General features: G+C 47.5%; 24 protein-coding genes and 1 tRNA gene. 17 read left to right on the top strand and 8 right to left on the bottom strand.

Annotation, left to right across the window (positions count from 1 at the left end):
• The first annotated feature begins 370 nt into the window (after nucleotides 1–370).
• From QXJ75_02745 to QXJ75_02735, 3 genes are all read left to right on the top strand, one after another.
• Nucleotides 371–1,066 (top strand): hypothetical protein, encoded by a 696-nt coding sequence (locus QXJ75_02745; GenBank protein MEM3736997.1) that lies wholly within the window; start codon nucleotides 371–373, stop codon nucleotides 1,064–1,066.
• Nucleotides 1,067–1,444: 378 nt separating this feature from the next.
• The gene (locus QXJ75_02740; protein MEM3736996.1) at nucleotides 1,445–2,677 is read left to right on the top strand and encodes an orc1/cdc6 family replication initiation protein; all 1,233 of its coding nucleotides are present in this window, start codon (nucleotides 1,445–1,447) and stop codon (nucleotides 2,675–2,677) included.
• 63 nt (nucleotides 2,678–2,740) lie between these two features.
• On the top strand, nucleotides 2,741–3,316 hold the full coding sequence (locus QXJ75_02735) for a DUF99 family protein (protein MEM3736995.1): 576 nt from the start codon (nucleotides 2,741–2,743) through the stop codon (nucleotides 3,314–3,316).
• Here the strand turns inward: QXJ75_02735 and QXJ75_02730 are convergent.
• Complete coding sequence (locus tag QXJ75_02730; protein MEM3736994.1) at nucleotides 3,308–4,915, bottom strand: DNA-directed DNA polymerase II small subunit; 1,608 nt, start codon at nucleotides 4,913–4,915, stop codon at nucleotides 3,308–3,310. The genes QXJ75_02735 and QXJ75_02730 overlap by 9 nt on opposite strands.
• Before the next feature lie 205 nt (nucleotides 4,916–5,120).
• Between QXJ75_02730 and QXJ75_02725 the strand changes: the two genes are divergently transcribed.
• Nucleotides 5,121–6,335, top strand: a complete 1,215-nt coding sequence (locus tag QXJ75_02725) for an ATP-grasp domain-containing protein (protein MEM3736993.1) — start codon at nucleotides 5,121–5,123, stop codon at nucleotides 6,333–6,335.
• Nucleotides 6,336–6,446: 111 nt separating this feature from the next.
• Here QXJ75_02725 and cas4 read toward each other — a convergent pair whose 3' ends face one another.
• Complete coding sequence (gene cas4 / locus QXJ75_02720) at nucleotides 6,447–7,091, bottom strand: CRISPR-associated protein Cas4 (GenBank protein MEM3736992.1); 645 nt, start codon at nucleotides 7,089–7,091, stop codon at nucleotides 6,447–6,449.
• A gap of 254 nt (nucleotides 7,092–7,345) precedes the next feature.
• Here cas4 and QXJ75_02715 point away from each other — a divergent pair, with 254 nt between their 5' ends.
• Both QXJ75_02715 and QXJ75_02710 read left to right on the top strand, forming a co-directional pair.
• Nucleotides 7,346–8,089 (top strand): MBL fold metallo-hydrolase, encoded by a 744-nt coding sequence (locus tag QXJ75_02715; protein MEM3736991.1) that lies wholly within the window; start codon nucleotides 7,346–7,348, stop codon nucleotides 8,087–8,089.
• A gap of 82 nt (nucleotides 8,090–8,171) precedes the next feature.
• Nucleotides 8,172–8,693, top strand: a complete 522-nt coding sequence (locus tag QXJ75_02710) for a hypothetical protein (protein MEM3736990.1) — start codon at nucleotides 8,172–8,174, stop codon at nucleotides 8,691–8,693.
• Between the two features lie 28 nt (nucleotides 8,694–8,721).
• Here QXJ75_02710 and QXJ75_02705 read toward each other — a convergent pair whose 3' ends face one another.
• A complete protein-coding gene (locus tag QXJ75_02705) occupies nucleotides 8,722–9,585 on the bottom strand; it encodes a hypothetical protein (GenBank protein ID MEM3736989.1) in 864 nt (287 codons plus the stop codon).
• A 170-nt stretch (nucleotides 9,586–9,755) separates the two neighbouring features.
• Between QXJ75_02705 and aspS the strand changes: the two genes are divergently transcribed.
• Genes aspS through gatB form a run of 4 tightly spaced genes read left to right on the top strand, consistent with a single transcriptional unit; the run spans nucleotide 9,756 to nucleotide 14,355 of the window.
• Nucleotides 9,756–11,072 carry an aspartate--tRNA(Asn) ligase gene (gene aspS, locus QXJ75_02700; protein MEM3736988.1) on the top strand — a complete coding sequence of 439 codons (1,317 nt, stop codon included), beginning with the start codon at nucleotides 9,756–9,758 and terminating at the stop codon, nucleotides 11,070–11,072.
• Between the two features lie 59 nt (nucleotides 11,073–11,131).
• Nucleotides 11,132–11,422: an Asp-tRNA(Asn)/Glu-tRNA(Gln) amidotransferase subunit GatC gene (gatC, locus tag QXJ75_02695; protein ID MEM3736987.1), complete on the top strand. Its 291-nt coding sequence runs from the start codon at nucleotides 11,132–11,134 to the stop codon at nucleotides 11,420–11,422.
• 10 nt (nucleotides 11,423–11,432) lie between these two features.
• Entirely contained in the window at nucleotides 11,433–12,887 is a 1,455-nt protein-coding gene (gene gatA, locus QXJ75_02690) for an Asp-tRNA(Asn)/Glu-tRNA(Gln) amidotransferase subunit GatA (GenBank protein ID MEM3736986.1), read from the top strand.
• A gap of 13 nt (nucleotides 12,888–12,900) precedes the next feature.
• On the top strand, nucleotides 12,901–14,355 hold the full coding sequence (gatB, locus tag QXJ75_02685) for an Asp-tRNA(Asn)/Glu-tRNA(Gln) amidotransferase subunit GatB (protein ID MEM3736985.1): 1,455 nt from the start codon (nucleotides 12,901–12,903) through the stop codon (nucleotides 14,353–14,355).
• On the opposite strand, the gene pth2 is transcribed toward gatB, so the two are convergent.
• Nucleotides 14,347–14,718, bottom strand: coding sequence for a peptidyl-tRNA hydrolase Pth2 (gene pth2 / locus QXJ75_02680; GenBank protein ID MEM3736984.1), 372 nt, complete (start codon nucleotides 14,716–14,718; stop codon nucleotides 14,347–14,349). The genes gatB and pth2 overlap by 9 nt on opposite strands.
• 259 nt (nucleotides 14,719–14,977) lie before the next feature.
• Here pth2 and QXJ75_02675 point away from each other — a divergent pair, with 259 nt between their 5' ends.
• From QXJ75_02675 to QXJ75_02655, 5 genes are all read left to right on the top strand, one after another.
• Nucleotides 14,978–15,163 carry a zinc finger domain-containing protein gene (locus QXJ75_02675; protein ID MEM3736983.1) on the top strand — a complete coding sequence of 62 codons (186 nt, stop codon included), beginning with the start codon at nucleotides 14,978–14,980 and terminating at the stop codon, nucleotides 15,161–15,163.
• A 9-nt stretch (nucleotides 15,164–15,172) separates the two neighbouring features.
• Entirely contained in the window at nucleotides 15,173–15,454 is a 282-nt protein-coding gene (locus QXJ75_02670) for an elongation factor 1-beta (protein MEM3736982.1), read from the top strand.
• A 141-nt stretch (nucleotides 15,455–15,595) separates the two neighbouring features.
• Nucleotides 15,596–17,773, top strand: coding sequence for a CDC48 family AAA ATPase (locus tag QXJ75_02665; GenBank protein MEM3736981.1), 2,178 nt, complete (start codon nucleotides 15,596–15,598; stop codon nucleotides 17,771–17,773).
• Between the two features lie 43 nt (nucleotides 17,774–17,816).
• Nucleotides 17,817–18,041, top strand: a complete 225-nt coding sequence (locus QXJ75_02660) for an ArsR family transcriptional regulator (protein MEM3736980.1) — start codon at nucleotides 17,817–17,819, stop codon at nucleotides 18,039–18,041.
• A 382-nt stretch (nucleotides 18,042–18,423) separates the two neighbouring features.
• The gene (locus tag QXJ75_02655; protein ID MEM3736979.1) at nucleotides 18,424–19,323 is read left to right on the top strand and encodes a tetrahydromethanopterin S-methyltransferase subunit H; all 900 of its coding nucleotides are present in this window, start codon (nucleotides 18,424–18,426) and stop codon (nucleotides 19,321–19,323) included.
• Nucleotides 19,324–19,428: 105 nt separating this feature from the next.
• Here the strand turns inward: QXJ75_02655 and QXJ75_02650 are convergent, their stop codons facing one another.
• Together QXJ75_02650 and QXJ75_02645 are read right to left on the bottom strand one after the other, a co-directional pair.
• Nucleotides 19,429–20,064, bottom strand: a complete 636-nt coding sequence (locus QXJ75_02650; GenBank protein ID MEM3736978.1) for a histidine phosphatase family protein — start codon at nucleotides 20,062–20,064, stop codon at nucleotides 19,429–19,431.
• Between the two features lie 115 nt (nucleotides 20,065–20,179).
• Nucleotides 20,180–20,349, bottom strand: a tRNA-Lys gene (locus tag QXJ75_02645).
• A 74-nt stretch (nucleotides 20,350–20,423) separates the two neighbouring features.
• Here QXJ75_02645 and QXJ75_02640 point away from each other — a divergent pair.
• Nucleotides 20,424–21,482 (top strand): class I SAM-dependent methyltransferase family protein, encoded by a 1,059-nt coding sequence (locus QXJ75_02640; GenBank protein ID MEM3736977.1) that lies wholly within the window; start codon nucleotides 20,424–20,426, stop codon nucleotides 21,480–21,482.
• Here QXJ75_02640 and QXJ75_02635 read toward each other — a convergent pair.
• Nucleotides 21,479–21,910, bottom strand: coding sequence for a DUF371 domain-containing protein (locus QXJ75_02635; GenBank protein MEM3736976.1), 432 nt, complete (start codon nucleotides 21,908–21,910; stop codon nucleotides 21,479–21,481). The two genes, QXJ75_02640 and QXJ75_02635, sit on opposite strands and share 4 nt — an antisense overlap.
• A gap of 51 nt (nucleotides 21,911–21,961) precedes the next feature.
• On the opposite strand from QXJ75_02635, the gene QXJ75_02630 reads away from it, so the two are divergent.
• A complete protein-coding gene (locus QXJ75_02630) occupies nucleotides 21,962–22,651 on the top strand; it encodes a protein-L-isoaspartate(D-aspartate) O-methyltransferase (protein ID MEM3736975.1) in 690 nt (229 codons plus the stop codon).
• A 7-nt stretch (nucleotides 22,652–22,658) separates the two neighbouring features.
• Here QXJ75_02630 and fen read toward each other — a convergent pair whose 3' ends face one another.
• A complete protein-coding gene (gene fen, locus QXJ75_02625) occupies nucleotides 22,659–23,696 on the bottom strand; it encodes a flap endonuclease-1 (GenBank protein ID MEM3736974.1) in 1,038 nt (345 codons plus the stop codon).
• Nucleotides 23,697–23,717: the final 21 nt, after the last annotated feature.

Genomic DNA, 23,717 nt, shown 5'->3' with positions numbered 1-23,717 from the left:
TGTATCGCAAAACAAAAATTCTTTTTGCACACTCAGTGATGTTACGTGATATCACAAGTTTTATTAGGCTGAGTACTTTTATTTAAAAGGAGGAACTTTAACAGAAAAAGGGAGAGCTTGCCCGTGGAATTTATTGAAAAATGGGCGGAAAAGTCTCAAAAAGTCATACTTAGCTACATTTTGCGTTACTTTGCCTGTGATTTAATCAATGTAACATGTGATTTTAGAATAATTAAACAAAATCACAAGAGGGATCACATGTGACGCTTGTGATTTTCTATCTAAAGATCACATGGCCTTGAGGTGAATAGATCTGTTTGAGACCTTAATCTTACTATTTCCTTCAGCAATCATTGCTACAATTATCCTTTTGTATTCATACATCAAGCTATCAAAGGCAACTGCTAGTTACCGCGAAGCAAAAAGCATAGTTGCAACTCTCATTGAGAGCTTTAACACCCGTTTGAAGACTCAAAACCTCAAGATTGAGGAGGCTCTTAAAATTTCGCATGAGGCCTCCTCGCTCGCGTCTTCCGCCTACGAACACATGAAATTGGGCGGTGAAAATTTTACGAATATGAAAAGTTGCGTCGAGTATACGTTGAACGTTCAAAACGTAATAGCAAAGAATCTTGTGGCGATAAAGGAATATATTGTAAAGTTGGCGAGGAGGCAGGATGAATTTCAAGAGCAAGTCAAATCACTTGATAATAGATATAGAGGGTTGCTCCCTGAGGTGGAGAAAACTGCTATACTGCCTGTGGAAGGAGAGATTTTCATATCAAAATTAACTCCGACCGAATTGCATATTTTGGAATGTCTAGCGTTTGAAGGTCCGAAGCCGGCACCAGAGCTGAAGAATCTGGTCGGTAAAACAAGGGAGCACACTGCCCGTTTAATGAAGAAACTTTTCAGTGAAGGCTACGTAGAAAGAGAGACAGGCTCAATTCCCTACAAGTATAAAATAAACGAAAAAATAAGGCCAATTATAGAACAAAGAAGGAAAAAAGTAGAGCTTGATAGACCGAGCGATAATACTTTTGATAATACTCTACAAAAGGTTTAGTTTTCCTGTAAGTTCAAGTTAACCAACATACCCCTCTATTTCCATTCCAAAAATTATGAGACTTTTCTCTGTTAGATATTATGCTTTGTTTTTTTATATAGAAAATCCTTAATTTTAAAAAGAAAATAACCGAACAGAGAATTTAAACAAGAAAAGAAAACAAGAGTCACAAGAGAAAAAATCCAGTGGAAATAGAGGGGTGTCTCTAATTCTCGAAACCTGTAACCCATGTTACAGGTTACTCCCAATTAAATTAAGAGAAGCAAAAAATTCGAAGAGTGAAAGCTGTTGCCGGAGGTGTTTCTCTAGGTTCTTTTTTCTGAACGGGATAGTTTATTTGCAGTTAGCACTTTTCAACACTTAGCGGGGACATGACAGTTGACAGTAGATAGACTGGAAGCTCTATTTGAAAACTTTATCACTAAAGCTTCAATCTTCCAGAATCGTGAAATATTGGGGCACGACTTTATTCCTGAAGAGTTACCTCACCGAGAAGAGGAGATTATTAAGCTTGGGGCTATACTCGCGCCTTCTTTGAAGGGGGCAAAATGTTCAAACATTTTTATTTACGGCAAAACAGGAACTGGCAAGACTGCTGCAACTAAACATGTATTAACTAAGCTACTAAAAATGGTTGGGATTTTCACAAAACCTATAAGAATATGCTATGTGAACTGTAAACTTTCTGGTACTCAGTATAGAATTGTTTCTCAGATGTGTCAAACTGTAGGGCTCAAAATACCTTCCACTGGTCTAGCTACCGCGGAGATATTCACCCGATTTAAGGAGGGATTGGAGAAGTCAGCGTCAATATTCATTGGAGTATTCGACGAAGTAGACGAGCTTGTTAAAAAATATGGCGACCAACTTCTTTACGAGTTTACTAGGGCTAATGAGGAATTAGTGAACAGTCGAGTTACTGTTATTGGAATATCGAACGACCTGTACTTCAAGGACGCATTAGATCCTAGAGTCTTAAGTAGTCTAGGTGAAGAGGAACTAGTCTTTAAACCATACTCGGCGGAGGAACTGAGAGATATACTCCTTCAAAGAGCTAGAAAAGCATTTAACCCCGGCGTTATACCTGAGTCTTCCATAAATTTATGTGCTGCTTTGGCCGCTGCCGAGCATGGGGACGCTAGGCGCGCTTTAGACCTGATTAGAATCGCTGGTGAGGTTGCTGAACGTTCAGGCAGTAGGGTTGTCACAGAAGATCACATCCGCCAAGCTCAGCGGAGGATAGATCAGGATAGAGTGATGGAAGTAATTGCTTCTCTGCCTATACAGGCAAAGATAATTCTTCACGCCCTATGTCAAGCACGGAAGGGTGGCAGATCAAATGTTACAACTGGTGAACTTTATGAGCATTACCATAGATTATGCCAATGGAGAGGGCTTGAAGCTTTAACATACCGTCGTGTAAGCGGTCTCCTGAATGAGCTTAACACTTTAGGTGTCATCTCTGCGCCTATAGCGAATTTAGGGCGTTATGGAAGAACTAAACATATTCGGTTGAATCTCTCTGATAGAATTATTCAAACTTTCTTTTCTGAGGATGATCAGGCGGGCGTTCCCTGTCTGCATAGAGGCAACGGGCTGGAAGCATGCTAACCGCTGGCTCGGTGAAGAAAATACTTTTCAGTGTCAGTTTTGAACCTCTTTAGTCGAGCAAAGTTGAAGGTTCTCGCAGTGGAGGATGGAGGCTTCTCTAAGAGAGGAGTTGGGCGGCGTAGTAAAGCTTTACTTCTTGCTGTTCTCACGTCACAAAGTTATAGGATAGAGAAAATCCTGTACACGTGGATTCAAGTAGACGGCTTAGATGCTACTGATAAACTGATAGAAATGGCGAAGCAAGAGAAGGAAACTCCTAACCTCATATTGCTGGCTTCTCTCTGTTATGCTGGCTTCAACATAATAGACCCAACTCGAATTCAGAAAGAGTTGAACATACCGGTGGTCGCCATTAACCCCAAGAAACCCAGAAACTCAGCTGTTACAGAAGCTCTCCGGCGGCACTTTAATGATTGGCGTTATAGAGTGAACATTCTTAGGGGAGCCGGAAAGCCAGTTCGCATCAAGTTGAGTGGAGACAGAACGATCTATTTCTACCATTTCGGGATTATAAAGAGTGAAGCGGAGAAGTTCATTAGGGAGTCAACTATATTCGGTAAACGCCCTGAGCCGTTAAGGATCGCGCGCATTCTAGCACATGAAATCAGTAAACCCGGTTGGGTTTCAAGTTTACGTTGAAATCCTCGCCGTGTCGATTAAACTTATTGCGCCACTTTTGAGATTCACTACCGGAATGACACCGTAGGTTGGGGTTATATTCATCTTTCTCTGGTATAGTGTCTGACCCTGCCAGCATCCAGAATTCAAAACCTTTGTGCCATGGTAAGACTCATAACTTATAACATGAAGGTGGCCTGTATGGTAGATATCAGGCACCTCCTCCACAACCATTAAATCCTTAGGTTCCGGCGCTAAAGGCGTTTTTCCACCATAAACTGGTGCAAGATGTCTCACTTTCAAAAGCTGGATTAAAGCTCTCGTAGGGTTTTCATGGCTGACGTTTGGGAGTGCCGCCAGCAAATCTTCAAGGCTTTGCCCGTGTTGTATAAGCAAATTTACACCGTGAATTTTGACTTGTGCAGGATTTCCTAGGGAGATAATTTTTCTAGCATTGTAGACTGGGCCCGCATACCTGTCCGGTATCATGGGTTGTGGTAGTGCTTTCCTAACGGCGTCATGATTACCCGGTATCAATATAACTTCTATATATTCTGGAATTCTCCCTATAAGCTGCGATGCTACCTCATACTGTGCATAAATATCGGTGATCTCAAGTTCAGTCTCTTGCGAAGGGTAGACACCGATGCCGTCCACCAGATCTCCTGCGATGATTACATATTTAACATTCCCTGCCAACTCCCTTTCAGACCTAGTACCAATTCGCCCATTTAACCAGAGAATAAATCGCTCCACCAAAGCCTTCTGAAATTTTTTGCTGCCAACATGAAAGTCGGAGGTTAGAACAGCGCAGACAGGTTCAGTTGCAGTGGCGTGTCTTTGGTTTGGCGTGTCTGGCCACAGCAAGTCTTCAGCTACTATCAAGTCGTTGGGCCCCTTTACTCCTTGGACACAGATCATCTGGTCTAAGAGTATCATCCTTGCTTTCTCTATTAGATTCGGCTTCGTCGGCTTCACTAGGATAGTAGCTGAGGCGTCAGGATCATCCAATTTCAATATAACCTTTAAGCCCCTCTCAGCCTTCTCTGAAACAATCCCTAATACTTTAACTTGTGAACCAAGCTGCTGTCTCAGCGCTTCCGCCAAGGTCGTAGCGTCCTTAGCGTCAAGCCTCTGCCGCATTATCCTCCTTAACTTTTGGTAGCGATCCCTAAAATAAGCTAAGAAACTTTCTAAATCTCCTCGTGGGGAGATCTCCTTGGTAGGATCTTTCAGGACCTCTATCCGGGATTCAACCTCACACGCATAAGGGCGGTAGACCCCTTTCCCAACATCAGCCACCACCGGTTTGGCATCCTCATGAGGGGCTTTCTCAGCTAATGGAGATGTGGCATGAAGTAGATTGTTTATAGCTGCTTCTACGAGATTCTTTGTTACGAAACTCAGCGGCCCAGCTGCGGGGCTCTTTTCTATTATATCCTTAGCAAGTTGTTCAGGGTCAAGCAGCTTGAACGTTCTTAGTAAATTCAAGGCCTCGGGCTCTATCTGGTACCCCGCCTTTAGTAGCGTATGAAGCGCCCTCATAACTTTCTCTTCAAATCTCTGATCGCCCACTTCACCTTGAGAAATCTCGGCTTCTGCCATCGCAATCTCAACCATCACGTAGCTCAGCGCTTAGGTTTAGAGCATTTGCCACATGCTTACCATATACCATTAACTAGATGCCGCCTCTAAATAATAGGTTTAACTTACCCCTCAACGAGCAAGAAGGTGGCATGCCGCTTGAGCTAGGAGGCTTTAAGAAACATTGAATACAGCTTACAAATCACGTTTTTCATAAAGAGGTTATAGGAGCGGCGGCTGAGTGAGGCTCTTCATCTACGAGTATACCTCTGGAGGAGGATATTGCGATGCTGGGGTTCATCCACACATACTCTGTGAAGGTTACGGCATGTTAAGGGCGTTGATCTCGGATGTTTCTGCAAGTGGCCATAAGGTTGCGACAATTCTCGCCTCTGAGCTAAGTTCTTCAGCACGCCTCCCGCCAGATGTGGGCGTGTACACTGTCTCTTCAAACGTTGAAAGAGAAAGGCTATTCTACCGTTTGGCGTCTGATGCGGATGCTTTTTACGTGATCGCCCCAGAGGACGCACTTGCCGGACTTATAAGGGCTGGTAAAGCAGCGGGGGGCTTGCCTCTTAATTGCTCTGTCGATACGGTTGAGTGCCTTTCAGATAAAGTGTCATTGATAAAAGCTTTGAGAGAAGCAGGCATCCCTACCCCTGAAACAATCACTATTGAACTGGAAGAAGACTTGGAGAGAATTAAAGATCTCGCAGCAGGGTTCGGGTTTCCTTCGGTCTTCAAACCGTCAGAGGGCGCGGGATGCAGTGGGTTGAGCGTTGTATCTGGGGTGGAGGATGTGGAGGCAGCGGTTGAGAGATTGAAGAAGCAGTCACGGTCGGGGCGCTTTCTAGTTCAACGGTTTGAAGTGGGTGTGGATTTAAGCCTCAGCCTCCTCTCCGATGGTAAAAGAGTAATGCCGCTAACTCTGAATAGACAGAAGGTCATACTTTCAAGCCCCCACTCGGAATCAGCCTATATTGGAGGCATAGTACCCTTCGATATACCCGAGAGAGAAAAGCTAGTCGAAGTTGGGAAAAGGGCGGTTGAAGCATTCAGAGGTCTCAAAGGCTATGTTGGAGTTGATTTAATCTTAACTTGTGACAAAATTGTAGTGGTCGATCTGAATCCGCGGCTTACAACATCCTACCTTGGCGTGAGACGGGTAGTCGACTTAAACCCAGCTCAAGCCATCTTGGACGCAGTGTTCGACGGCCATCTTCCAACATCCGTTAAAACCACCGGCTACGCAGTATTTTCAAAGTTGAGGATTCCACAGACTACGCCTAGGCGGGTTTTAGATAGGATCTCTAGGCTAAATGAGGTTATCTCCCTGCCACTGCCGCCCTATCCTACTGAACTATATGCTATCGGTTTGGCGTACGCTCAAACCCTTGAGGAGGCTGAAGCCGTCTTCTCCAAACTTAGAGTTAGCATAGAAAGCCTTGCCCGTTGAACTCGATTAATCTACACTTAAGCCGGTCTATTCGCAGGAGAACACCTGTAAAATCTTAATCTCCCGGTAGAATCTGTTAAAAGGGTAAAAATTGCAGCGTGGCATCGACGTTTATAATCGCTGGCATGTTTGTTTATGTCCGCATCCTCCCTGGCATTTGTTCTTGGCCACTCTTATAGGTGGCAATCTTTCTTCTTTGATTATTCTTTTTATGTGTTCAATCACTTTCTTCACGTAACTCTTCATGGTCGGTGTCACCTCAAGCTTTAGAATCAACCGCTCTGGAATATAGTTCACGAAACCCCACCTTACAACAGTATCAAAGTTTTCCTCCACAAGTAACGCGTAAGTCACAAGCTGATATTTGTGGTCAATATATACTCTCCCTCCATCAGACTCCATATTCTTATATTCGACTGGAATGTATTCGCCTTTCGCGGTTTTGATGATACAGTCTACTACGCCCTGAAGCTGAAGTTTTTTTGAAACAAGCGGAATAAAGAGAAGTTTCTTGGCGCCCACAAATTCCGTTGAATAGTAAACTGCGTCTTTTCGGCGTAGCTCCTTGCGCACGTATTCTATGTGTAGCTCACGGCTTTCTTCCTGCTGAGAACCGAGGACAGGTTGAGCGTGCAAAACACGGTCAAAATAAACAAGCCTCGGACAGTAAACGTAATGCTTTACATCAGTAGCTGAGATTAAAAGTTCAGCAACATCTGATATGGGTAAAGACTGACTTTTCCCGGCTCCACTCATTTTCTCACTCACTCAGTTTTCTTAGGTTCCTATGTGTTGTGCATTTTGGGGGGATCTCAGGGTGTGCGTGTGTATCTAGTTTTTGCTTCTAATAAAGAAAAGATATGTTGGTTGTATGTTCCTAGATTTCACTTAAATTAATTGGGTTCAGGAGGGGTTCTCTCTAACCCTCTAATCATCCATCATCCGTAGCTCTTTAATAGCAACGCGTATTAGTGGTGGGGTCATGTGTTAGGTTTAGGAGGGTTTGGCGGGTGCGGGTGACCTTTGTCGGCTCTGGTGGGCCTACGGTTACTCGCGATAGGGTATGTCCTTCCATCTTGATCGACCAAGACATCTTGATCGACTGCGGGGCTGGAGCTGTGAGGAATCTGCGAGTGTTGGATGCCGATCTTACAGCAATTCAAAGGATTTTAATCACCCACTTCCACGCTGACCATGTCGGTGACCTCATCTCACTCCTGTGGGCGATGGAGATGGATAGGCGAGATACACCAATAGAGATTGCCGGCTATACCGGCGTCGAGTATTTAACCCAGAGTCTCCTAAGACTTATGCACTTTCCAGAGGAGTTCACAACCCTAAAGGTGACCTACCGCCCATTAATAGGCGGAGAAGAGTTCGAGGGAGTCACTACTCATAGGACGCTTCATAGACCCCCGAATATTGCATACCGCGTCACTAAGGACGGGCGGAGTGTTTGCTACAGCGGCGATACCGCTTACTATGAGCCTCTCGCCAAGTTCGCGGAGGGCTGTAACCTCCTCATACACGACGCCCTCTTTCTCGCAGGGCAGGAGACGCTTGCAATGCTAACTAACCACTCCACCGCCGTTGAAGCCGCCAGAATCGCCGAGAAAGCTCGCGTGAAAACTTTGGCGCTATTTCACATCTTTCCCTTAAACCGTGATCGCGAGGGAGAATTCATCAACCAGGCACGGAGAGAATTCAACGGGGAGATCCTTGTCGCAAGGGACCTTCAGACAATCGAGATTTAGATGTTGTATGGAAGAAATCCATATATCTCGAGTTGCTTTTTGAATATGGGTCTGTTTATCTGGCTTTGGGGGTAACCTCCAGGTGCTTACTAGGATCTGTAGTGTAGACCTTAAGAGTGGGATACTTTGCCAGAGGTGCGAGGAGAAGGTTAGGTCTGGCGAGATTACAAAACTTGACTTAGAGGTAGCTAAAGTTCTACTGGAACTAGAAGCTAGGTATCCTGCGCTTCAGAGCGTCTACTTACATAAGGCGGTAGAAGCGGGAAATATACTGGCTATAATTGTAAATAAAAGTGATATTCCTCGTCTACGTGAGTGCGGCGGTCGGCTTCGGAAGGAGATCTCAGAGAGGATTGGGCGACAGAAAATATTGATAATGGCCCCCAACGAGGAGAACCGTCAATTCTTGGAGAACCTGTTTGCTCCCGCTTCGATTTTAACCGTCAATACTATATGGGTTCCCGATGGTTCCATCGAAACAAAAGTTGTGATCCCAAAAAGAGATCTTCCAAAAATTCCAGCTAAGATCGAGGATCTAAAAGAGTTAGCCAAGAAGGTTCAGAATCTGACTCTTCGTGTGGAGTTCGAGTCTGCTTCAGGTTGATCTCGTAACGCGGGAGTTTGGCTTAACCTTAACCAACTCCAGTCTCATACCGTTTGCTCTCTCCCAAACGTACCAATGTTTCATATGCGAGTCCGCGCCTGACTTGGGTGGGAGATTTGACCAGCTTTCGCTTCCTTTTCAAGGTAAGTAGAAAGTTTTCAACCTCTCCATAGTCCTTCTCATAGATGTGAAGATCATTAGAGAAATCAACATACTGGCCTATCTCGAATTTTATACCTTGCTGCTTAAATGCCTCGTTGAGAGGTGCCACTATCTTACGCCTACATAGCTCTATAATGGCGTTGGTGTTAGCTCCCCACGCATCGAAGAGGTCGCGAGATCTCCAGCAGCTCTGAAAGTTTAACCTATATGTAGTTCCAGGTTGCGGTTCAGGGTCTAGAGTAGGAACTGTGATCCACAACCTTTGAAAGCAGGGCGGGTTTTCAGATTTAAGGTCTTTCCAAACCTGCCATGTGACTGCTTGGAGCCTCCGTGAAAAGAGTCCTCCCCTACTCATCGCCTCAACTATGCGTTCTATCTGGTTCTCAGCTGCCAGCGTGGGAACTTTATAGCTGAAAATGCGTTCATGGTAAGTGTAGTCCCACTTCCCTTCCAAGATGAGGTTATCTCTAGTCCCCTCGACAACCTCCTCGACATAGCCGCCCATTATGGCCTGCTGCCCCATTACGTCCCCCGCGTGTATCCTCGGTTCTTTCAGGGGGGTTTTCACTATGATGAGGGCGGTTGCGCTCTTGCTCTCCTGGTTCACAAGTCTCCCACCTTTAGGTAGCGTGTACTGGGTAAGTTTCCTCACACCTTTCTCCCAAACCTTTATTACGGACTTTTCCCATGCTTCTGCAACGGTTTCAGCTGTAATCTTGAAAACTGGCATATCCACCTTTCCAGGGCAGCCTCCTAAGGGAGTCTCACTAACAGCTTAAGAGTAGCCGTATTAATTTAAGGGTAGTTAGCCGCGCCCCTTCGCGGGCAGATTTATCAATTTAACTGGTGTAACTGATTTATGGCGACTGAGTGTCATGTGGCTCATGGGGGTGTGAGACCTTGAAGCTGGATAAACTTGGGAACTGGCGTAGGACCCATTTCTCTCGCGAGTTAACTCCTGAGATGGACGGTCAAACGGTGATCTTATTCGGATGGGTGAGGGATATTCGGGATCTCGGCGGCATAAAATTCATCATACTAGGCGACAGGGAGGGGACCACTCAATTGACTATCAAGTCTACAGACGCAAAATTAGCTGAGAAAGTTGGTTCCATAAAGAAGGAGTATGTAATAGGTGTAAAGGGAGTCGTCAGACGGAATGCTAGATCCCCTAGAGGATTTGAAATTATGCCAGATGAGATCCGTATCCTTAACATTGCCCAGCATCCATTACCCCTCGACCCCACTGGGCGTATACCCGCAGATATAGACGTCCGGTTAGACGCAAGGATCTTGGATCTGAGGAGGCCGAGCAGCCATGCCATTTTTAAAGTGTTCCACCACACCACCCAAGCCATCAGAGAATTCCTACTAAAGGAGGGTTTTCTGGAGGTTCATACACCCAAGATTATCGCCACCGCAACAGAGGGTGGGGCGGCCCTCTTCCCCATCATATACTTCGAGAGGGAGGCTTTCTTAGCCCAGAGCCCCCAGCTTTACAAGGAGCAGTTGACAGCGGCGCTTGAAAAGGTCTTCGAGATAGCTCCATATTTCAGGGCGGAGGAGTCTCATACTACACGGCATATCAGTGAGTTTACATCAGTTGACATTGAAATGTCCTTCTCTACTATTGACGATGTTACCAATTTGCTAGAACGCATGATAGTTCACGTGGTGGGGGCGGTGAAGGATGCTTGCAAGGAAGAGTTAGCGATCCTGAATCACGAGATTAAGCCTCCCAGCACTCCTATAAGGAGGTATACATACGACGAGATCCTTGAAGAGTTAAGAAGGAAAGATATAGTAATTCCGTGGGGGGAGGACATACCAACGCCAGCTCTTAGGGCTGTGGGCGAGAATCATCCGGATGAGTTCTACTTCATAGTGGATTGGCCCACGAAATCTAAGGCTTTCTACATAAAGCCTAGAGAGGATCGGCCTGAGATTAGTGAGGGGTTCGACCTGATGTATAGTTGGGTTGAGGTCGCCTCTGGAGGATCTCGCATACACGATAAGGATCTCCTAATACAGAGAATGAGAGAGCAGCAACTGAATCCTGAAAGCTTCGAGTATCACCTCAAAGTGTTCGATGCCGGGATGCCACCTCACGCGGGTTGGGGCCTAGGCTTGAACCGTTTAGTTATGGTGTTAACCGGGAAAGATAACATACGTGAATGTGTCCTCTTCCCCAGAGACAGGTTCAGGCTTACACCTTAACGTGATATCCTATGTGTAGTCTGAGAGCGGCGTATAGTGGAGAAAGTGAGTCCTAGTCTATGGATAAGCTGGTAACCAAAGATCAAGTTGAGCATATCGCTTGGTTGGCGAGAATTGAACTCTCTGAAGAGGATAAAGAACTCTTCGCTAGGCAACTCAATGAAATACTTGAGTATTTTCAGAAGATAGACCAGATCGACACGGAGGGTATCCCTCCAACTATCCATGTGCTGGATATTTTTAACATATTTAGAAGCGACGAAGTGTCGCCTTCTCTGAGTGTGGAGGCAGCCTTAAGCAACGCCTCTCAAAGCAAAGGAGGCTACTTCAAAGCGCCGAGGATCGTATAGGTGAGATCTCATGAAACTTTCCAGTCTAAATGCCTGCGGTCTACTGCGGCTAATCCTATCACGTGAAGTCTCTGCCGAAGAGGTTGTAGCATCCGTTTATGAGAGGATAGAGGAGGTAGAGAAGAGAATTCGCGCTTTCATAACCCTGCCCAAAGAGGCAGCCTTCCAGCGGGCGCGTGAAATTGACGAGAAGATTAAAAAGGGTGAGAAAATAGGCCGCCTAGCAGGATTGCCCATAGCGGTAAAGGATAACATCTGCACGAGAGGTATCAAGACTACTTGCGCCTCCAAGATGCTTGAGAGTTTCATCCCCCCTTACGATGCCACCGTCGTAGAAAAGATAACAGCTGAGGATGGAATCATAATCGGAAAGACGAATATGGACGAGTTCGCCATGGGCACCTCCACGGAGACCAGCTACTTCGGCCCAACATGCAACCCATGGGATACTACCCGCGTTCCAGGGGGATCTTCCGGAGGGAGCGCCGCCGCCGTAGCCAGCGGAGAGGCAGCTCTTGCGTTGGGAAGCGACACCGGCGGCTCCATAAGATGCCCTGCAAGCTTCTGCGGTACCGTCGGGCTCAAGCCCACCTACGGACTAGTCAGCCGTTACGGTCTTATCGCTTATGCTAACAGCCTTGAGCAGATCGGCCCCCTCGGTAGGACTGTAGCTGACTGTGCGCTTTTACTCGAAGTGATCGCCGGCCGCGACTTTAGAGACTCCACCTCTGTAGAGAGCAAGGGAGGATACCTTGGTGCTCTATCGGTCGATATTGCCGGTTTAAAAGTGGGCATCCTAAAGCAACTCCTAGGCGATGGTGTTCATCCTAGTGTGAAGAGATGTGTCCTGGCAGCTGTGGAGGTTCTTATGAGCTTAGGTGTCTTATGCGAAGAGGTTTCGCTGCCCACGCTCGATTACTCGCTGCCAGCTTACTACCTCTTAGCAATGTCTGAGGCAAGTTCAAATCTGGCAAGGTATGATGGGCTGAGATATGGCTTTAGGATTGATGAGGAAAGGGATTGGAACGCCGTTTACTCGCGAAGTAGGAAGTTGGGGTTCGGCGAAGAGGTTAGGCGGCGGATAATTCTGGGAACCTACGCTCTCTCCGCAGGATACTTCGATCGCTACTTCTTAAAGTCCCTTAAGGTAGCTACCCTAGTTAGGCGGGACTTCGATCGCGCCTTTAAACAATTTGACCTATTGATTGGACCCACTATGCCCATCCCTCCTTTTAGGCTTGGAGAGAAGATCCGAGACCCCTTATCCCTTTACATGTGTGATATTAACACGGTCTCCGTCAACTTGGCCGGGTTGCCAGCCATATCCCTCCCCTGCGGTTTCACTGAGGGGTTGCCGGTAGGTGCCCAACTTATAGCGCCCCCCTACCGGGAGGATTTAGCCTTCAAGGTTGCATACGCTTTCGAGAAGAACACATCCTATCATGAGCTCATGCCTCCTTTGTGAGTGGTGTACGGCGATGGACGAGGTTAAGATCGGTTTAGAGGTTCACTGTCAGCTCACAGCCTTAAAGTCGAAACTCTTCTGCGGGTGCTCCGCAGACTATAGGGGTGCTCCTCCAAACTCTCATGTCTGTCCAGTATGCCTCGGGCTGCCAGGCTCTCTCCCGGTGCTTAACTCTAAAGCCATCGACTTGGCGGTAATGGTAGCTATTGCTCTCAACTGTAAGATTGCTGAGACAACTCTCTTTTTTAGGAAGAACTACTATTACCCCGACCTCCCAAAGAACTTTCAGATATCACAATACGATAGAGCTGGGGGCGTCCCGATTGCTTCGGAAGGGTATGTAACCTTCAGGGTGGACAGGGAGAAGAAGACGGTAAGGGTGCGGAGGGTTCACTTGGAGGAGGACCCAGGGAAACTTCATTACCCTGGCACTATAGAGACTGCCCCATACGTCCTCGTCGACTACAACCGGTCTGGGGTGGCTTTATTAGAGATAGTCACCGAACCTGAGTTAACATCCCCAAGAGACGCGCGAGTCTTCCTTCAGAAGCTTAGATCTATACTCGAACATTTGGGTGTGTCAGATGGAAGCCTCGAGGGGGCGATGCGCTGTGACGCCAATATATCATTCGGCGGCGGAGGGCGGGTTGAAGTGAAGAACATATCCTCCTTCAAAGAGGTAGAGCGGGCTTTAGGCTTCGAGATAGTTCGCCAGAGAGACCTCGTGAAGCGGGGTGCCTATGTGAAGATGGAGACCCGTCACTGGGATGATGTGAGGCGAGTGACAATCTCGTTGAGGACTAAGGAAGAGGAACAAGACTACCGTTACTTCCCAGAACCAGACCTAGTTCCCGTCAGGATATCAGCCGAGAAGATTGAAAGGCTATCGAGAGATATGCCTGAGCTTCCTGAAGCTAGGCGCGAGCGGCTCATGAGAGAGTACGGTCTACCTGAATATGATGCTGACGTCTTAACTAGCGACCGTGCGATGGCTAACTTCTTTGAGAGGTGTGTAGCGGTCTATGGCAAACCTAAACCGGTTGCCAACTGGCTTATGGGGGATGTTCTTCAATGTCTCCATACTCTCGATGTGGACATAGACCAAGCTAAGATTACGCCTGAACATCTTGCTGAGATGTTGAAGCTGATGGATGACGGTGTCATCAGTATAAAGATAGCTAAGAAGCTATTATGGGATATGATGAAAACCGGGGTGACGCCCGCGCGGATAGTCGAGGATAAGGGCCTCATCCGCATCACAGACTGGCCAACTCTAGAAAACCTTGCCGAGAAGGTTTTCATCGAGTACCCTCAAGCTGTCAAGGACGCCATGATCGACGATAAGGCAGTCCACTACCTTGTTGGGCAATTGATGGCATTGACGAAAGGTAGGGCAGATCCTGAAGTTGCAAATCAGGTTATTAGAAAAAAACTCGAAAGCTTGAAGGCCGGCTGCCCGTCAGAATAGGGGCAACTTATGGGTGATTTGATCTACTAACGGCACAGGTGCCGGGCCGACGCCTAAGCAGGTTACAGTGCCTGGGGGGAGTTCTGTGAGGCCTCTGTCCTCGATTAGCGCCGAAGGGATTTGGAGAAACTCCGCGCGCCTCTTCAAGATCATCAACTCTTCTAGGGAGTTTACCTTAAGGATGATTTTGCGCTGCCCCTCTTCAATCCAACGGTGCCACCACTCAGGACGCCTCTTTCTAGCCTCCTCTGCAGCTGCGACTGCAGCATGTGCGATCTGACCGCAGATCTTACCTTTTGACATCTTCAAGTCGGTTCTCACTATAATATTCTGAGTGAACTCGAACTCGGTGTTAGTGTACATGTTGCGGCATTCACATTTTTAGAGCTGTGAGGTTAATAACTCTTCACTATACGCCGTGAAATATTGTAAAATAACTCTTCGCCTCGAATGTTCTCCACGCTTAGGGGGTCTCTAGATTTTTAGCAGCTGGAAACCGGCGGCCTTCAATGTCGTGGTCTATCTTAACACCTCAAACGTCTAGAACAGGCATCCAAAATAGATAAATAGAGGGTTTAACTCCATCACTTTCTACTTCCCAATAAAATGTCGGTGTATACGAGTGAGCGAGCAAGTAAAGGTCAAGATGCCGGTCTGCATTTGGTGCGAGAAAATGGTCGTTCCAACCGAGTTCTTTGTGAAGTTTCCCTGCCCAAATTGTGGCGAGGTTACGATAACTAGGTGCCAAAGGTGTCGGGCTCTTAGCAGGCCCTATCGGTGCCCTAAATGTGGCTTCACCGGACCATAGGCGGTTAGTATGGGTCTAATAGTTTCTTCCTTCAAAGTGTTCCCTTCCGGACCGGAGATAGACTTAAACTTGTTAAGGGAGGGGATAAAAAGGGCTATGCCTGAGGGGGTAACCGTCCAACGTTTCGGTGAGGAGCCAATAGCCTTCGGCCTCGTCGCGTTGCATGTCGATATCGTGATGCCCGAAGATTCTGCTGGAATGATGGAGAAGATTGAGGAGATATTGCGCAGCATAGACGGTGTGAGTCAAATAGATACTCTGATGGTTAGAAGATTATCTGTGTTCAGGTAAGTAAACTTTATATCTGAACGAATAAAAATTACCGTCAGCAAATAGCTGCTAATTAATAAGCTTACAGCCTTGTCCGATAGGTCCTACTTGGCTCTAAAGCTGGTACCAATGTGTCTTCATGTTAGAAGGTGAAGCTGAAAGTTGGCAACTGAGATTCAACTACGCGTTTCCGAAGCCAAACAGCGGGATGTGGGTAGAGGAAAGGCTAGAATCAGCCAGAAGGCCATGGATCAACTTAACGTTGTAGCTGGAGATGTTCTGGAGATAAGAAGTAAAAAGGTTACTGCTGCTATCGCTTGGCCTGCCTACCCAGAGGATCAAGGCTTGGACATAATTAGGATAGACGGTTTAATCAGGAGGAATAGTGGGGCTTCTCTGAACGAATATGTAACGGTTTCAAAGGCGAATGCCCAGACTGCTCAGTCTGTAACTCTGGCGCCAGTAGACGTGAGAATCGAATTCGACCCTGACTTCGCAAACTTTGTGAAATCACGTCTCTTAGAGATGCCCTTAGTTGAGGGTGATGTAGTTTTACTTTCAGTCTTTGGGAACGCCATGCCTTTCTCCGTGGTGAGGGCGCGACCTAGTGGAATCGTTAAAGTTACACCTTCTACAAACCTCCAAGTCCTCAGCGAACCCAGCCCTGAGAAGAAGGGAATTCCCCGTGTTACCTATGAGGACATTGGCGGGCTTCACACTGAGGTTCAACGGATCAGGGAGATGGTGGAACTTCCTCTGAGACACCCGGAGCTCTTCCAGAGGCTCGGAATAGACCCTCCTAAAGGAGTTCTGCTTCACGGTCCTCCTGGGTGTGGTAAGACGCTCCTAGCAAAAGCTGTAGCGAACGAGTCACATGCATACTTCATAAACATAAATGGCCCTGAGATCATGAGCAAGTTTTATGGCGAGTCGGAGGCTAGGTTGAGGGAGATCTTCCAGAAGGCACAGGAGAACGTCCCCTCCATTATCTTCATTGATGAACTAGATTCCATAGCGCCAAAGAGGGAGGAAGTTGTAGGGGAGGTCGAGAAGAGGGTTGTGGCTCAACTTCTCTCGCTCCTCGACGGTCTTCAAAGTCGAGGGGACATAATAGTCATTGGCGCAACTAATGTGCCTAATGCTCTCGATCCAGCCTTGAGGAGGCCCGGTAGGTTTGACAGGGAGATTGAGATAGGAGTTCCGGACAAAGATGGAAGGTATGAGATTCTATTGATACATACGAGAGGCATGCCGCTGAGTGAGGATGTGGATCTCAAGAGGCTCAGCGAGATAACCCACGGCTATACTGGGGCTGATATTGCAGCCCTATGTCGAGAGGCAGCCATGAAGGCTCTGAGACGGTATCTCCCCGACATAGACCTCGAAGAGAAGATTCCCTCCTCTACGCTTCAGTCTATGGAGATAAAGATGGAGGACTTTATGTCGGCTTACAGAGAAGTAACTCCAACAGCCATGAGGGAGGTCTACATCGAAGTTCCAAATGTACACTGGGATGATATTGGCGGACTCGAGAAGGTGAAGTCAGCACTCATCGAGGCTGTAGAGTGGCCAATAAAATATCCATCCGCCTTCTCAAGGATCGGAATAAAGCCTCCAAAAGGGATACTCCTTTACGGTCCTCCTGGGTGTGGTAAGACGCTCCTAGCGAAAGCTGTGGCTACTGAGAGCGAATCAAACTTCATCTCCATAAAAGGTCCTGAAGTGTTCAGTAAGTGGGTAGGCGAGTCGGAGAAAGCCATTAGGGAAGTATTCAGGAAGGCAAGAATGGCAGCTCCAGCGCTCATCTTCTTTGATGAGTTTGACGCTATCGTGCCGAGGAGGGGCATGGGTTACGCAGATCAAGGTGTGTCTGAACGAGTTATAAGTCAACTGTTGACCGAGATGGACGGTATAATTTCACTGGAGAACATAGTTGTTCTGGCTGCTACTAATCGGCCCGATATACTTGATCCAGCGGTACTTCGTCCCGGCAGATTTGATAGGCTAGTATATGTTCCACCACCAGACGATAAGTCGAGGCTTCAAATCCTCAAAATCTACGTCAAAAATATGCCCTTAGCCAAAGATGTGAACCTTGAAGAGCTAGCGTCCATGATTAAAGGCTACAGTGGCGCTGACATTCAAGCTCTTTGCAGAGAGGCTGGGCTTACTGCTTTAAGAAGAAACATTAACGCAAAAGAGGTTACTAGGGATGACTTTATGGAGGCTTTGAGTAAAGTTGGGCCTAGTTTGACTCCAGATGTTGAGAAGTTCTACGAACTATTCGCCCAGAGCTTTAAGAGGGCGGAGAAGGCACTTATGCCCTCACCCATCGCGTAAACTCCCCTTTTAAGGCGTACAGAAGGTCTTGGTGGCGCAAAAAATGGCGAAGTCTTGGAGGTCAACCCCCCTACCGGTACTGGTAATAGAGACCCTAAAGAGGTTGGGGTCTTCCTCAGACGAGGAGCTGCTGAGGAATCTGAAGAAGGATGTGGGCGACATCTCTAGCTCAGCTCTTAACCAGATCTTGTTAAAGCTTGAGATTCGCGGTGTCATTAGAGCCTCAAACTTGACTAAAGGTAGAAAGAAGATTGAACTGGTCAGCTAAACTTCGCCCAAGCAATAACAGCAGCCCTAACCTTAACGCCTGAACAATTAGAAACCCCAGGACCTCAAAGGTTCGGCAGTATATCGGTATACCCTACACCTTTATTTTCCAGAGTTTTTACAGCTAAAGAACCGAGTTTTAACTCGGTACTACTATGCAAGCTAACCGGCCTAGCAGCTACTATTTTTCTATTATTTTTTAAATATTATCAATTACAATGAAAAGAAAGGGAGTTGCCGCTGCATATAATAGAGAGGGCTGGTTACTATTTGATCGGCCAAGTTAAGCGGGTGGTCGCCGTACACCATTCACTACTACAATTTAAATCGACCTCTCTCGGCTATCACCCTCTACGTCTTAAACCTTGAGGAGTTAACCTGAAATGTGGAAGTTTGAAGTTACTCAAAAGAGGTTTGAGATAGGGAAAGTGGGAGTTGGAGGTCATCCCGGTGAGTACCCCACGGTCCTTATCGGAAGCATTTTTTACCGTAGGCACAAAATCGTGACTGATGAGTGGACGGGTGAATTTGACAGGTCAATGGCGGAACATGCGATCAATGTTCAGGATGATTTCTCAGATCGGACTGGGAATCCCTGCATGGTGGATGTTGTCGCCTCCACACCTGAAGCTATGATAAAATATCTGGATTTCGCGGCTAAGGTAAGCGACTCACCACTACTTATAGGAGGTGCTACACCTGAAGCTAGATTAGCCGGTTTAAATTACGCATTAAAGAGCGGTTTAGCCGACAGGGTCATCTATAACTCATTAACACCTTCGTCCTCAAAGGACGAGTTGGAAAAGATTAAGGCGGCTGGTCTAAAGAACGCTGTGCTCCTAGCTGCCAACCTAAAAAACTTCACAAGCGAGGGGAGAATCAGAGCTGTCGAGGAGCTTTTACCTGCACTCAGCGCGGCTGGAGTTGAAAGACTCCTTGTGGACACCTTCGTCCTTGATATACCAAGTCTAGGCCAAGCTTTCAAAGCTATTTACGAGGTGAAAAATAAATTTGGGCTGCCAGCTGGCTGTGGCGCACACAACGCCGTCGCCACGTGGAAAGGATTAAAGATGAAGATGGGAAAGCAAGCTAGCAAACCTGCGCTGGCTTCCGCCTCTGCAACCGTGGCTACTGGAGGTGCCGACTTCATACTCTATGGACCCATAGAAGACGCCCCAATAGTTTTCCCTGTCGTGGCTATGGTGAATGTCGCACTCGGGCAGCTTCTAGTTGAGAAAGGAGTGAGATTACCGAAAGTTCATCCCCGATATAAAGTAGGCTGAAAATATTCAGCTTTGCTGCATGGTCGCCCGTAAATTGTTTGTATTGCTGTGTCTAAGTTTCACATTTATCTTCGCCAAGGTCTAAAGACTGTTTGAGGCTAGTGCTCAGAAGTCTTCTAGGCTGTGTTGCTGCATCTCTCGTAGGTGGGATGTATCGTTATGTTTAAAGAGTATGAAACGGTTTGCCTCATAGCTGAAGATGGTGATTCCAGCATTATCCTGCCTTATATTCCAGAAGTGGGAGTTATCCAACCCTAAAAGGGCGCATATCAAGACTTTATTTACCACTCTATGGGCGACTAATGCTACGCTACCTCTATGTTTAGATGTTATCGTGTCTATAACACTGATAACTCTCTTCCTTACATCATCCAAACTCTCCCCACCAGGTATTCTAACCTGATGAGGCGCTAAACGCCACATCTCATATGTATCCCCGTACAAGCCTGCAACTTCCCGCTCAGACTTGCCCTCCCACTCTCCATAATCCATATCGATCAAGCTCTTCGAGACTTCAACTTGTTTTACCGGTTGATACTCCGCGATTCGGGCCGCGGTTGCAAGAGCGCGTTTCAATGGGCTACTGTAGATCGCTTCAAGCTTCACTGCACTAAGGCGTCTACCCAAAAGTTCAGCCTGCCTAATACCTACTTCACTTAAAGTTACATCCTTTCTACCTCTAAATATCCCTCTAGCATTCCACTCAGTCTCACCATGTCTCACAATGATGATCTCAGTCATCTAACCACAACCTGAATGCCGCGGTGGCTGTGGCTCATATAACTCTATTACCCTCAGAAAAGCCCTTCGCAGCGCCGAGTGCATGCCGCATTTGTCTGCCCACTCTTTTGGGAGATGGCGGGCCCGGAGGGATTTGAACCCACGACCAGTCCCCGGGTAGGCATACACCTACCCAACGGGTGTCTCCTCAGCGGCTAAGAGCTACAGCCTGACTGCAGGCAGTCCGCCGCTCCACCTCTCCATGACTCTCGGTCTACCCGACGAGTCTGACTGAGCTACGGGCCCTAGAGCAGAGAAAGTTCCATTTGGTTTATAAGGTTTATTTTTCAAATCTGACGTTTAGGAGTAAGGGCGCCCTTATGGTCGAAGGTTTAAGGGTACCGCGGGATAAGGGTGAGTTGGCTCTGGCGGTCTTAAAGGAGCTACGGTTGCTTGAAGCAACCTATAGGGTCGCTCAGTCAGAAGACTATATTATTATTCCCCTTAAGCGTGGCCTCAAGGCTGAAGATAGAGTGCAACTGATGCCGCGCATCGGCCCCTTCTCTGAGGTTTCTTTTCAACCAACAACCCGCCCCAGGCGGAGATGCCTCCTAGAGATACTGAATGAGCTCCTCCCCCCTCACCTCGTAGCATTAGCTCCACGTTCTCTTGACATAATAGGTCACATCGCTATCGTGGAGTTGCCTCCAGAGCTTGCGGGGCATGAGTCGGCAGTGGGTAAGGCTATCCTGAAAGCTAACCCACAGGTAAAAACCGTCTTGGCGAAGGTAGGTAAAGTGGAGGGGGAGTATAGGCTGAGGGGATATAAGCTGATTGCAGGGGAGGATAGAACCGAAACGCTACATAGAGAGTATGGATGTCAGTTGGCCGTTGATCCTTGTAAGGTCTACTTCAGCCCTAGACTGGCCGGGGAACATTGGCGAGTTGCAAGTCAAGTTCGGGAGGGCGAGGTGGTGGTGGACATGTTCGCTGGAGTAGGCGCCTTCTCAATCTTGACAGCCAAAACTCACAATGAGATCAAAGTCTACGCGATAGATGTAAACCCCTATGCTATATCATATCTGGAAAAGAATATTCATCTCAACCATGTGGAGGGAAAAGTTATACCAATAAAGGGAGAGGCAAGTAAAGTTATCGAAGAGACACTCAAAGGTGTAGCTGACCGAATCATAATGAACCTCCCTGAGAGGGCAGTTGAGTTCGTTGGAGCCGCCTGCGAAGCTCTGAAACCGAGAGGTGGAGTAGTTCATTTCTATAAGTTCGCTGCTGAGCCTAACCCCACCGATAAAGCAATTCAAGATCTAGCTAAAGCCGTCGAGAAAGCGGGTAGGCAGATTTTACGTCTCCAACTGTCAAAGGTTGTGAAGGAAATAGCACCACGGGAGTGGCAAGTAGCCGTGGACGCCTTTATAATCTAAGTTTTTGTCTCAACCATCAGCCTGACTAAGACTAGCGCACCCGGTATTCTAAGTTTCTCAACTATGCTCCTAGGCAGATCTGCAGCCGCTTTATCAGCCTCAACCATCAACGTCCTAGGGCACGTGTAATTGCTCCTCCTCACCACCAAGTCAGTGGCGTGAGTGAAAGTTAACCCTTGATTCCCCCGACCAGTGATGCGGACAGTTTGGTTGCCGACGAAAAGGGTCATGACAATCTGAGCCTCTTGTTGGGCGGCTAACCTCTTGAAGGCTGGGCTCAAGTCTAACGCGGCCTTTGATGCGCCGGTGGCGATGATACAATTGCCTCTAGAAGTAACATGCTTCTCCTTCGTGACCTCCAAGGTTGTAGGGTGTGTCGCCAAGATTTGGGGGTGCCCATAAGCGGTTATGAGCTCGAAAACCTTCATATAGGCTTCATTCCACTAAGGAACCATCGCCCATATAAGCTGATTATTGTTATGAAATATGATGGGTTGGACTTCACAAGTCAACGGAAGAGCCTCGTAGCTAGGCTGGTGGCTGAGGGAGTACTTCGAAGTCCAAAAGTAATAAGGGCTATGGAGACTGTGCCACGAGAGGAATTTCTTCCACCTGATAAGAAGGCTGCCGCCTATTATGATACTCCGCTATCCATCGGCTTCGGGCAGACGATCTCTGCACCTCACATGGTCGCTATGATGTGTGAAGCATTAGAGTTAGTTGAAGGTCAGAAGGTTCTCGAGGTCGGTGCCGGAAGTGGATACCACGCTGCGGTGATAGCCGAGATTGTCGCCCCATTTGGGGCTGAAAGAGCTGGGCGTGTATATTCGGTTGAGATCCATAAATCGTTAGTCGAGTTCGCCAGAGAGAATCTCGAGAGAGTAGGTTATGGTGGTCGTGTCTTCGTTGTTGAGGGGGATGGCTCCCAGGGGCTACCTCAAGAGGCCCCCTTTGATAGAATTTCTGTCACAGCTTCAGCGCCTTCAATTCCTAAACCTCTAATAGACCAGTTGAAGCCAGGTGGTGTTATGGTTATCCCGGTGGGTAGTCCTTACTCCTTCCAGGAACTTCTCTGGGCGAGGAAGGGGATGGACGGCCGCCTTGACATAAGAGGGATCTGCGGAGTAGCTTTTGTCCCGTTAACTGGCAAATATGGGTGGAAAGGCTAACCCACACCTACTTGAACCAGGCGTCTAGAGTCCCTTTGCTCTGAATCTTCTGGAAGCCTATAGCAGCCTTATTGAGGGCGTTCCTCACCCGCTCCTCGTCGAAGTCCCTTTCCTCGCACAGAAAACCGATTATGCCTTCGCTATCTGGTGGCTTCCACTCGAGTTTATAGTTGTCTGAAACTTCGGGTTTTAGAAATATGTCCCTAATTAGTGGAAGTAGGTCTCTAAGTCCTTCCGCGCCCTTAAGTGATGGTAGCGCCTTCTCTAAACTACCATACTCCTTCAAGATTTTGAGGGCGGTTTTGGGACCTATGCTCCGGACGCCCTCAGGGTTGAAGTCAGTCCCAACTAGTATGCCTATATCTACCAGCTGCTCCCGAGTCACACCCAACTCGCTTAGAACCATGTCAAGCTCAACAAGCTCCGGGGAAACTTCGACGTAAACATTCTTTCTTGGAAGTTTCCTTTTCCCCACCAACGCAAGGTTCCTCACTAGACGTTTGGAGCCGAAGAGGAGCGAATCATAATCTTGACTTGCGGTGGCCCAAGCGTCGCCCTTCATTACCATATAAGCGGCTTGGGCTTCTCCTTCTGAGGGGGCTTGAACTGAAGGTATTCCCATGAGATCCAGCAGCTTCCTCGCGTCATCCAACATTTCGTCCTTTATGTGTGAGGTCATCTGCGCGTAGCTTTTAGCCGCGGTGAGATCGCCCCTCTTGAGGGCATCCTCGTATTTTGCTAGAGCTTCCTCCTTGATCTTCATGCGCCTTCTTATCTCTAAATCCTTGAGTAAGGGGGGGTTGCCGTCGAAGACGTAGACTAATCTTACGCCCTTCTCCATTAGGTTTGCGTTCCTGTAGAGGAGGCCGCTTAGATGACTGGTTACTCGTCCGTCTCTATCCTTCAGCGGCTCTCCAGTAGGCTGCCTAATTATTGCCAAAAACTGGTAGAGTGTGTTATATGCGTCGACGGCGATACATCTCCCTGTAAGATCTTCAAGGGTTATCTCTCTTCTCGAGACTAGATCCTTTAGATCAACCCCCAACTAAATCAGCAACCTGTCAGA

This window comes from Candidatus Bathyarchaeia archaeon, from assembly GCA_038883335.1.
Lineage (GTDB): Archaea > Thermoproteota > Bathyarchaeia > Hecatellales > Hecatellaceae > JAVZMI01.
The sequence above is the reverse complement of the archived record's forward strand: the minus strand, read 5'-3'. Positions and strand labels throughout refer to the sequence as shown.

Coding starts and splice junctions, on each gene's coding strand:
- QXJ75_02730 (MEM3736994.1), bottom strand. CDS start 4,915: ATGGTTGAGATTGCGATGGCAGAAGCCGAGATTTCTCAAGGTGAAGTG.
- cas4 (MEM3736992.1), bottom strand. CDS start 7,091: ATGAGTGGAGCCGGGAAAAGTCAGTCTTTACCCATATCAGATGTTGCT.
- QXJ75_02705 (MEM3736989.1), bottom strand. CDS start 9,585: ATGCCAGTTTTCAAGATTACAGCTGAAACCGTTGCAGAAGCATGGGAA.
- gatC (MEM3736987.1), top strand. CDS start 11,132: ATGGATAAGCTGGTAACCAAAGATCAAGTTGAGCATATCGCTTGGTTG.
- gatA (MEM3736986.1), top strand. CDS start 11,433: ATGAAACTTTCCAGTCTAAATGCCTGCGGTCTACTGCGGCTAATCCTA.
- gatB (MEM3736985.1), top strand. CDS start 12,901: ATGGACGAGGTTAAGATCGGTTTAGAGGTTCACTGTCAGCTCACAGCC.
- pth2 (MEM3736984.1), bottom strand. CDS start 14,718: ATGTACACTAACACCGAGTTCGAGTTCACTCAGAATATTATAGTGAGA.
- QXJ75_02670 (MEM3736982.1), top strand. CDS start 15,173: ATGGGTCTAATAGTTTCTTCCTTCAAAGTGTTCCCTTCCGGACCGGAG.
- QXJ75_02660 (MEM3736980.1), top strand. CDS start 17,817: ATGGCGAAGTCTTGGAGGTCAACCCCCCTACCGGTACTGGTAATAGAG.
- QXJ75_02655 (MEM3736979.1), top strand. CDS start 18,424: ATGTGGAAGTTTGAAGTTACTCAAAAGAGGTTTGAGATAGGGAAAGTG.
- QXJ75_02650 (MEM3736978.1), bottom strand. CDS start 20,064: ATGACTGAGATCATCATTGTGAGACATGGTGAGACTGAGTGGAATGCT.
- QXJ75_02640 (MEM3736977.1), top strand. CDS start 20,424: ATGGTCGAAGGTTTAAGGGTACCGCGGGATAAGGGTGAGTTGGCTCTG.
- QXJ75_02635 (MEM3736976.1), bottom strand. CDS start 21,910: ATGAAGGTTTTCGAGCTCATAACCGCTTATGGGCACCCCCAAATCTTG.
- QXJ75_02630 (MEM3736975.1), top strand. CDS start 21,962: ATGAAATATGATGGGTTGGACTTCACAAGTCAACGGAAGAGCCTCGTA.